Here is a 9,005-nt window from a genome sequence, read left to right as displayed (position 1 = left end):
CAGATCGTAAACACGTTCTTAGACCTTTAGCAGGCTGTTGAAAAACGTTATCGAGGCCGCCGAGACAAGGAGAAAGCAGGCGAAAAAGCGGAGTTTAGTGAACTAAATGAGCATTTGACTCGCTCCGCTCGCCCCTTCGGGGCCGTGCTAAAGCACGTTCAGCCTTTGGCTGTGAGCCTGTTTTTGACGCGGTATTCGGCAACGCAGATAGATTTTCAACGACCTGTTAGGCGGCAGCAAAACCAAGGAGCAACCTTGATGTCCCAGTCAACAGCAAACCGCATGATCAGCAAACTGCTGATTGCCAACCGTGGTGAAATTGCCTGCCGTGTTATGCGCACGGCCCAAGACCTTGGTATTCGTACTGTCGCTGTGTATTCCAGTGCCGATGCCAATGCTACACACGTAAAAATGGCTGACGAAGCCTTCCATATCGGCGATGCCCCCAGCAAGGACTCCTATTTGCGCGGGGATGTGATTCTGGCGGTAGCCCGACGAGCCGGGGCCGATGCCATTCACCCGGGGTATGGCTTTCTGTCGGAGAACGCGAGCTTTGCCCGCGCCTGCCATGATGCCGGCATTATCTTCGTCGGACCGCCCGCTGAGGCAATTGAAGCTATGGGCTCCAAAAGTGCCGCCAAGGCGATCATGGAGGAAGCAGGTGTACCGCTGGTTCCGGGTTATCACGGCACCGATCAGGACGCCGCCCTGCTCAAGACCGAAGCTTCACGCATCGGCTACCCCGTGCTGCTCAAAGCAGTAGCGGGCGGTGGCGGTAAAGGCATGCGCGTGGTCTGGCAAGCCAACGAGTTTGAAGAAGCGCTGCAGGCAGCACGTCGTGAAGGACAGAACGCCTTTGGTAACAGTGACATGCTGGTGGAGAAATACCTGACGCGTCCGCGCCATGTGGAGATTCAGGTATTTGCTGATCAGCTTGGCCACACCCTGTATCTGGCGGAGCGTGACTGCTCTATTCAGCGCCGCCACCAGAAAGTCATTGAGGAAGCCCCTGCTCCGGGCATGACGGCAGAGCTGCGTCAGGCGATGGGTCAGGCGGCAGTTCGTGCCGCCGAGGCTATCGGCTATGTGGGTGCCGGTACGGTGGAGTTTCTGCTGGATGAGGACGGCTCGTTCTACTTCATGGAAATGAACACCCGCCTGCAGGTCGAGCATCCTGTTACCGAGATGATCACCGGGCTGGATCTGGTGGAGTGGCAGTTGCTTGCGGCTACTGGCCACCCCCTGCCCCTGTGTCAAGAACAGGTGCAGATCAACGGCCACGCCATTGAAGTTCGCGTCTATGCCGAAGACCCTGACCACGACTTTCTCCCCGCTACCGGCCATATCCACTATCTGCGCACGCCCCCCACCGATGCCCATGTGCGGGTCGATACCGGTGTTGGTCAGGGTGATGACATCAGCATTTATTACGATCCGATGATTGCCAAACTCATCGTCTGGGACAGCAGCCGGGAACGGGCGATCAACCGTCTGAACAAGGCGCTGGCGGCCTATCAGATCAGCGGGGTAAAAACCAATCTGAATTTTCTCAGTCGCCTTTCCGGCCATCCGGCGTTCGCTGCCGCTGAACTGGATACCGGCTTCATTGAGCGACATCGCGATACCCTGTTTGCGGCCCATAACACCGATCAGCAAACGACACTGGCTGCTGCCGCCATGGTGGTACTGCTAGACCAGCAGCAACAGCGCCATGACGACCCCTGGCAGCAGTCACCCGCCTGGCGCCTCAATGCGCCAGCCCGGCAGCAACTGCGCCTGCTGCTGGATGAGCAGGAGTTTCAGGTCAGCGCTACACGCCGTGGCCAGGGCTATCAGCTGCTGCTGAATGACAGCGAGCTGGACGTTTCAGCCCACATTGACAACGCTGCGGGTGAGGAGGAGGAATCGCAGCTGGTGCTGATCCTTGATAGCCATCGGCAGCGCTGGCAGTTCCACCGCCAGCAAAAGGATGAAGGCACAGCACTGACCCTGTTCAATGGCCACAAGGGCACCACCGTGACGCTGTTACCTCCCGTTCAGGCAGCCATCAGCACGCATCATCATGATGCCAGCCTGTCTGCCCCCATGAACGGAACCGTGGTCGCGGTACTGGTCAGCCCTGGCGAGCAGGTAGAAACCGGCACAGGACTGATAGTGGTGGAAGCGATGAAAATGGAGCACACCCTTCGTGCACCACAGCAGGGCGTGGTGGATGAAATTTACTTTCAAGCGGGTGACCGGGTGAATGAGGGCGACGAGCTGCTTGCCTTTACCCCTCTCGATAACCAGGGTTAACCCATGGAACAGCAGCGCTGGAGCGTCTGATATGTCATTACCCAAGCAGGTGCGTATTGTTGAAGTAGGCCCTCGTGATGGTCTGCAAAACGAATCTCAACCCGTCAGTGTCGATACCAAGCTGGCCCTGATTGACTGGCTGGCCGATAGCGGATTGCAGGTCATCGAAAGCGGCAGCTTCGTGTCACCCAAATGGGTACCGCAGATGGCAGGCTCCAGAGAGCTGTTTCAGCGGCTGCAACGCCGTGCAGGGGTCACCTATAGCGCACTGACCCCGAATCTGCGGGGGCTTGAAGATGCCCTGAGTGTCGGAGTCGAGGAAGTCGCCGTCTTTGCCGCCGCTTCAGAGAGCTTCAGCCAGAAGAATATCAACTGCTCCATTGCCGAAAGCCTGGAGCGCTTCCAGCCACTGATGGAAAAAGCCAGACAGTTTGGCGTCCCCGTCAGGGGCTATGTGTCCACGGTGATTGGCTGCCCGTATGAAGGCGCTATTGCCCCCGCTGCCGTCGCCAGCGTGTCTCAGGCGCTGTTCGATATGGGCTGCTATGAAGTTTCCCTCGGCGACACCATTGGTGTCGGCACACCTGCGACCTTTGTCGCCATGCTGGATGCGGTCGCTGCGGTGGTGCCGGTGGAGAAACTGGCGGTGCACTGCCATGACACCTATGGCATGGCTGTCGCTAATATCTACGCCTCGCTGCAACAGGGTATCAGTGTGGTCGACGCTGCCGTCGCCGGACTGGGCGGCTGTCCCTATGCCAAAGGCGCTACAGGTAACGTGGCGACCGAAGAGGTCGTGTACCTGATGCATGGACTGGGAATTGAAACCGGTGTCGATCTGTCGGTACTGGTTCAGGCTGGACGCTATATCAGCGAATCGCTCAAACGCCCTTACAACTCCAGAGTAGGTAAGGCGTTACTGGCTAAAGCCGAGGGCTAATCCCGCGTTAAGAGTGCTTTACAGAGTGCAGTATTACCGGGGTGCTGATCACCGTTATGCCACGGTGACAATCAGCACCTGATCAGCTTATCCGCAGTATAAAAATAATAGCCATGAGGATCAGTACCATGTCCGGCTCCACGCTCAGCTACACCAGTGCTGTCAGCAGCAAGCCTCTCCTGGGTGACACCATTGGTGACCTGTTTGACACGATAGTCGCCCGTTACCCCGACAACGAAGCCCTGGTGGTACGCCATCAGCAGCGTGACCAGAAACCCTTGCGTTATACCTACCGCCAGCTGCAGCAGGAAGTAAACCGCTGCGCTCGTGCGCTGCTGGCACTCGGCGTCAAGAAGGGGCAGCGCGTGGGCATCTGGTCACCCAACTGCGCGGAATGGTGTATCACTCAGTTTGCCACCGCCAAGATTGGCGCCATTCTGGTCAACGTCAACCCGTCCTATCGCCTGCACGAGCTGGAATATGCCATGACTCAGTCAGGGTGCAGCTGGCTGGTCAGCGCCGATGTGTTCAAGTCGTCCAACTACACCGAGATGCTGTACCAGCTGGTTCCGGGGTTGGCTGAGAGCCAGCCGGGCCAACTGCAGTGTGAGCTGCTGCCCGAGTTGCGCGGCATCATCACGCTGAGTCAGGAGACAAAGGCAGGTATGCTGCGCTGGCAGGATATGTTCTCCCACACTGACTCCGTCAGTGACGAGGCACTGTCGCGTGCTCAGGCTGAGCTGAACTTTGATGACCCCATTAATATCCAGTACACCTCAGGCACCACAGGCTTCCCCAAAGGGGCTACGCTCAGCCATCACAATATTCTCAATAATGGCTTCTTCGTTGCGGAAAGCATGGGCTTTACCGCCGAGGATCGTCTGGTCATTCCCGTCCCTCTCTATCATTGCTTCGGTATGGTAATGGGTAACCTGGGCTGTGTGACCCATGGTGCCACTATGATCTACTCAGGGGATGGTTTTGATCCGCTGGCCGTACTGCAAACCGTGGCCGAAGAAAAAGCCACCGCCCTGTATGGCGTGCCCACCATGTTTATCGCCGAGCTCAATCACCCTGAGTTTGATCAGTTCGACCTCTCCACCCTGCGTACCGGCATCATGGCAGGCTCCCCCTGCCCCATCGAAGTCATGAAGAAAGTCATCGAGCGCATGCATATGGCCGGTGTGCAGATCGCCTACGGCATGACGGAAACCAGCCCGGTATCACTGCAGACCGGCAGTCACGACCCGCTGGAAAAGCGGGTAGGCTCTGTTGGTCGCACCCAGCCGCATCTGGAAAACAAGATCATTGGCCCGGACGGCAGCCTGATGCCTCGTGGCGAAATTGGTGAACTGTGTACCCGTGGCTATAGCGTCATGCTGAAATACTGGAATAACCCCAAGGCCACCGAGGACTCCATCGATCAGGCAGGCTGGATGCACACCGGCGATCTGGCGGTGATGGATGAGGAAGGCTATGTCCGCATCGTCGGCCGCAGCAAGGACATGATCATTCGCGGCGGCGAGAACGTGTATCCCCGCGAGATTGAGGAATTCCTCTACACCCATCCTGATGTTGCAGACGTGCAGGTGACTGGCGTACCGGACGAAAAATACGGCGAAGAGATCATCGCCTGGATCAAGCCAGCACCGGGTCATTCGCCCAGCGAAGACGATATCAAGGGCTTTTGTCAGGGCAAGATTGCCCACTTCAAGATCCCGCGCTACATCAAGTTCGTCGACACCTTCCCCATGACAGTGACCGGCAAAATCCAGAAGTTCAGGATGCGCGAAATCAGCACCGAAGAGCTGGGTTTGAAGTCACTCAGCTAACAGGCCGTTGCAGGCTGCCTCAGCTCAGCCGGGTAATGAGCTGAGGTGGCAAGCAGCGATCCGTGTGGCGAACCAAAACAGCGCTAATCCGCCATTCCAGACAGCGAAAGCTGCCCGCTTTCGAGGCGAATACCGGAACCTGGGATTGCTGACGGCAAGCGCATGGACGATAAGGCGCTGCTACCTTTCTACGCAGGACGGCCAACCTGACAAAGACTGCGAAAATACAGCGAATCGCAGCCACTAACGTGGGAGGGAGCGCAGCTTGAGTGCTGTTGGTCCCATATTTGCTAAGTTTTTATCTATATGTGAGGTCATACCACTATTGTTCGTCTAAAAGAGGCGTTCGTCTAAAAGATACGTTCGTCTAACAGCTACGTTTATCTAACAGATAGTGGGTCAGTGAATGAGAACGCGCTTGATACCCGTCAACGCTCTGTCATCAATGACCTATACACTCTCCGCCTCAATTGCAGGTCACGAGCCATAACAACATGCTTGCGCCAGAACTAGAGCATTACCATTCCCACCTCGATCAGGTTCGCATTCTGAACCATCTCCGCGCCAATCCGCCCCAAAAAACCAGCACACTGGCGGGCATTGATCAACTGCATATCGGTGGGCGTGATGCTACTGCTCGCCTGCTCGAACAGTTGTATCTGGAAGCGGAGCATCGGGTGATGGACATGGGCTGCGGACTGGGTGGTACCAGCCGCATGCTGGCAGAAAAGTTTGGCTGTCAGGTCAGCGGCATGGATTATTGCGGTGAGTTCTGTGAGCTGGCCGAGCAACTGACCCAATTCTTTCCGGCACTGAACGAACACATCACCTATGTTCAGGGTGATGCCATTCAGCAACCCTTTGCCAACTACAGTTTTGATCTGGTGATCAGCCAGCATTGCCTGATGCATATGCCTGAGGTCGACAAGGTACTGGCGGAAATCCAGCGCGTACTCAAACCTTCCGGCTTACTCGCCATGCATGAGGTGATTGCCGGGCCAGTGCAACCCTGCCTCTACCCTACCCCCTGGGCCATGGACGGCAGCAACAGCTTTCTGACCACCAGCGAAGTACTGCAAAGCAGAATGGATCGTGCTGGCTTCACCCAGCTGCACTGGCAGGATGTCACCGAGGAGGCGCTGGCATGGCGTCTCAGTCATGGTGCGGACTCTCGCTCTGCTCGTGGTCTATCACCCAGCTGGGTACTGGGGCATAACTTCCGGCAGATGGCGGAAAATATTCTGCTCAACCTGCAACAGGAGCGAATTCGTATCGTCGAAGCCATCTATGTGCGTCACTAACCCGCACGGTACGTTACAGGATGCAGGCAAGTATTGGTTGAGTTCGATGCAAATTGGACTACCATTGCCCGTACGGTAAGCAATGCAACACCCCCTGACGTAGTTGAAGCACATCAATGAGCATTCTCTTCAGTAATCTGTTTGGTGCCAGCCAGACGAGCGCGCTGCAATCCACCCAGGCTATCAGCCAGGTCAATGTGCAGCAGCCTCAGACCGGTGTCGGCCAGATCAATATTGAAGATCGCCCATCCACTGTGGTCAAAATCTCACAAGCAGCCTACGATGCGCTGGCCCAGGAGCAGCAACAGCTGCAGAGTAGCACCCAGCAAGTGCGCCAAACCCAGTCCACATCCCCGATGGTTGAACTTAAACAGCTGCCTGCCTATCTGTTTCAGGTGAATGAAACTGACAGTTAATCGCCCCCTGCCGGGTAAACTCCTTCGCGCTCTGGCAGCAACCGTGGTCTGCTTTCTGCCATTGACTTCGACACAAGCTGTACCGCTCTTCTGTGATCTGGATAACTCCATCAAGGGAGCAGAGAACACAGCCATGAACTACGTCAGCCATGGTGCTGGCGGCAGGCAATACACCACGACCTTCAAGGCCAGCAAGATGCAGAAGCTGCATCGTACCGGTTACCGGGAAATTGAGGTGTTCGTGAAATGGAAGGACTACTACTACACCGTGTATGTGGAAGTGAACCCCATGTGCCAGTCCTGGGTTACCAAAAGAACTAACGCCCGGCCCTGAGCCCCTCCCGGAAATAAAAACTCCCGCCAACCTTGCAGCTGCGGGAGTCGTGTCAATGATCAGTATTCGCCGGACGCTGAACTTAACGAGGGCCCTTGCCACTGCGCTCGAACGCATCCCACAGATCATCACTACCTTCCTCATCAACCCAGTTCACTTCCTGTTCATGGGCCATGATGACGTCGTCGAAGTAGTTCATATCTTCTTCGCTGATGTTACGTCCTTCGTTCATTCTCTTGAGAATGGACATCAGGCGCTGATCTTTTTCTGCACCTGGGAACGGCGGCTCAACCTTCCATTCAGGCTCGGCCTTGGTGACAACCTTCTGCACCCGCTTGTTGATCTGCTTGTCCATTTCCTGCGCAGACACCGGCAGACCACGCTGCAGACGTGCCAGATTGTCGAGTACCTGCTGGCGACGCGGAGTGGCACGCTGATGCTGACCTTTACCGGCAGCTTCAGCGGCTTCATCGGCATCAACTGCTTTCTGATAGACCGACTTGACTCGCTTGTTCTTGTCCAGCCAGCGCTGCTTGAAGAGCTTTTTCAGATCTGGATTAGCGTCACGACGCTGGGGTTTTTCATGGGGATTCTTGCGCTGTTCTTTTTCGCGCTCGACTGCCGTTGCACGGCTTTTCTTACTACGGCTCATGCCTGTGATTCCTGTTGTTCTTCCGCACCGTCAGCTGAACGTGCGTTTTCGCGCAGGGGATCATCACCCTGCTGTTGATCTTCTGCCAGGGCGGCAGCGGCTGCCGCTTCCGCCTCGGCTTGAATTTTGGCTTCCCACTCTTCTACCGTATCGAGGGTAAACAGCCCCAGACTGCCGTTACGCAGCTCCTGAATCAGGATCTCCGATGCCTGATGCATCTCGACGATCCCCCCTGCCCGCAGACAACCGCGCTTGCGACCGATAACGTCGATCAACGCCTGTTCATTGTCAGGCAGGCTGGTCAGCTTGTAACGCTTGAGCAGTACATCAGGGCTGCGCTGCATCAGCAGCTTAGCGGTATACAAAGCGACTTCTTCATAATGCATGGCAGTATCGCGCACTGCGCCGGTGGCTGCCAGTCGGTATGAGGCGTCAACATCCTCAATTTTGGGCCAGAGCATTCCTGGCGTGTCATGCAAAGCCATGCCGTTTTGCAGCAAAACACGCTGCTGGGCTTTGGTGACCGCTGGCTCATTACCCACTTTGGCGATCTTACGCCCGAACAGGGTGTTGATCAGTGTCGACTTACCAACGTTGGGAATCCCCATGATCATGGCACGTACATTGCGCCCCGCCTGAGCCCGCCCCGGTACCAGCTCCTTACAAAGCTGAGGCAGACGTTTGACGGAGTTGGGCTGATCCATACGCACGGCCATCGCCAGCGTCTGATCTTGCTGTTTGAACCACTCGACCCATTGACTGGTCATGTCAGGGTCAGCCAGATCACTTTTATTCAATAGCTTGATCATCGGCTTGCCTTCACTCAGCCGACGTACCATGGGGTTGGAGCTTGAGTAAGGTATACGGGCATCGACGACTTCAATGACCACGTCGATATCGGGCATGGCCTTGGCAATATCCTTGCGGGCCTTGTGCATATGTCCGGGAAACCACTGAATACTCACGACGCTACCTCATCTCTCCCCACCGGGCGAGTACCCTGCAGGGAAAGGTTATTGAATGAATTTTTTGACCTTCTTGCAGCCCGATCATTCACCACAATGACCATGACAAGGCTGAGAGGGAAAGCTACAGTATTTCCCATGCGCTTTCCCCGAGACCCGGCGTGCACTGAGCGTGGAAGAAGCGGCAAGAGTCGACCGCAACGATTTCCTGAAACTCACCCGTGCAACGCTTCCAGGAATGGTACGAGAAAGCAGCGAGAAAAAGGTGCG

8 protein-coding genes are annotated in these 9,005 nt (G+C 56.2%); 6 read left to right on the top strand and 2 right to left on the bottom strand.

Annotation, left to right across the window (positions count from 1 at the left end; all coding sequences use genetic code 11):
* Positions 1–258 precede the first annotated feature (258 nt).
* The 6 genes from WH50_RS04060 (at position 259) to WH50_RS04035 (ending at position 7,118) form a co-directional block, all read left to right on the top strand.
* Positions 259–2,295, top strand: a complete 2,037-nt coding sequence (locus WH50_RS04060; RefSeq protein ID WP_243409987.1) for an acetyl/propionyl/methylcrotonyl-CoA carboxylase subunit alpha — start codon at positions 259–261, stop codon at positions 2,293–2,295.
* A gap of 31 nt (positions 2,296–2,326) precedes the next feature.
* Positions 2,327–3,235, top strand: a complete 909-nt coding sequence (locus WH50_RS04055) for a hydroxymethylglutaryl-CoA lyase (RefSeq protein WP_110186155.1) — start codon at positions 2,327–2,329, stop codon at positions 3,233–3,235.
* A gap of 128 nt (positions 3,236–3,363) precedes the next feature.
* A complete protein-coding gene (locus WH50_RS04050; protein WP_110186154.1) occupies positions 3,364–5,067 on the top strand; it encodes an AMP-binding protein in 1,704 nt (567 codons plus the stop codon).
* A gap of 494 nt (positions 5,068–5,561) precedes the next feature.
* Complete coding sequence (locus WH50_RS04045) at positions 5,562–6,368, top strand: class I SAM-dependent methyltransferase (RefSeq protein WP_110186153.1); 807 nt, start codon at positions 5,562–5,564, stop codon at positions 6,366–6,368.
* A gap of 116 nt (positions 6,369–6,484) precedes the next feature.
* Positions 6,485–6,784: a hypothetical protein gene (locus WH50_RS04040; RefSeq protein ID WP_110186152.1), complete on the top strand. Its 300-nt coding sequence runs from the start codon at positions 6,485–6,487 to the stop codon at positions 6,782–6,784.
* The gene (locus tag WH50_RS04035; protein WP_110186151.1) at positions 6,768–7,118 is read left to right on the top strand and encodes a hypothetical protein; all 351 of its coding nucleotides are present in this window, start codon (positions 6,768–6,770) and stop codon (positions 7,116–7,118) included. The genes WH50_RS04040 and WH50_RS04035 overlap by 17 nt, the downstream gene beginning before the upstream one ends.
* Positions 7,119–7,200: 82 nt before the next feature.
* Here the strand turns inward: WH50_RS04035 and WH50_RS04030 are convergent, their stop codons facing one another.
* Entirely contained in the window at positions 7,201–7,770 is a 570-nt protein-coding gene (locus WH50_RS04030; RefSeq protein WP_110186150.1) for a hypothetical protein, read from the bottom strand.
* The gene (ylqF, locus tag WH50_RS04025; RefSeq protein WP_110186149.1) at positions 7,767–8,735 is read right to left on the bottom strand and encodes a ribosome biogenesis GTPase YlqF; all 969 of its coding nucleotides are present in this window, start codon (positions 8,733–8,735) and stop codon (positions 7,767–7,769) included. Before ylqF ends, WH50_RS04030 begins: the two co-directional genes overlap by 4 nt.
* Positions 8,736–9,005 lie beyond the last annotated feature (270 nt).

The organism is Pokkaliibacter plantistimulans, from assembly GCF_003194385.1.
In the GTDB taxonomy this organism is placed as follows: domain Bacteria; phylum Pseudomonadota; class Gammaproteobacteria; order Pseudomonadales; family Balneatricaceae; genus Pokkaliibacter; species Pokkaliibacter plantistimulans.
This window is presented reverse-complemented; position numbering and strand designations above follow the sequence as displayed.

Excerpts from the sequence above, each read along its gene's own strand:
- WH50_RS04060 (WP_243409987.1), top strand. The coding sequence starts at position 259 with ATGTCCCAGTCAACAGCAAACCGCATGATCAGCAAACTGCTGATTGCC.
- WH50_RS04055 (WP_110186155.1), top strand. The coding sequence starts at position 2,327 with ATGTCATTACCCAAGCAGGTGCGTATTGTTGAAGTAGGCCCTCGTGAT.
- WH50_RS04050 (WP_110186154.1), top strand. The coding sequence starts at position 3,364 with ATGTCCGGCTCCACGCTCAGCTACACCAGTGCTGTCAGCAGCAAGCCT.
- WH50_RS04045 (WP_110186153.1), top strand. The coding sequence starts at position 5,562 with ATGCTTGCGCCAGAACTAGAGCATTACCATTCCCACCTCGATCAGGTT.
- WH50_RS04040 (WP_110186152.1), top strand. The coding sequence starts at position 6,485 with ATGAGCATTCTCTTCAGTAATCTGTTTGGTGCCAGCCAGACGAGCGCG.
- WH50_RS04035 (WP_110186151.1), top strand. The coding sequence starts at position 6,768 with ATGAAACTGACAGTTAATCGCCCCCTGCCGGGTAAACTCCTTCGCGCT.
- WH50_RS04030 (WP_110186150.1), bottom strand. The coding sequence starts at position 7,770 with ATGAGCCGTAGTAAGAAAAGCCGTGCAACGGCAGTCGAGCGCGAAAAA.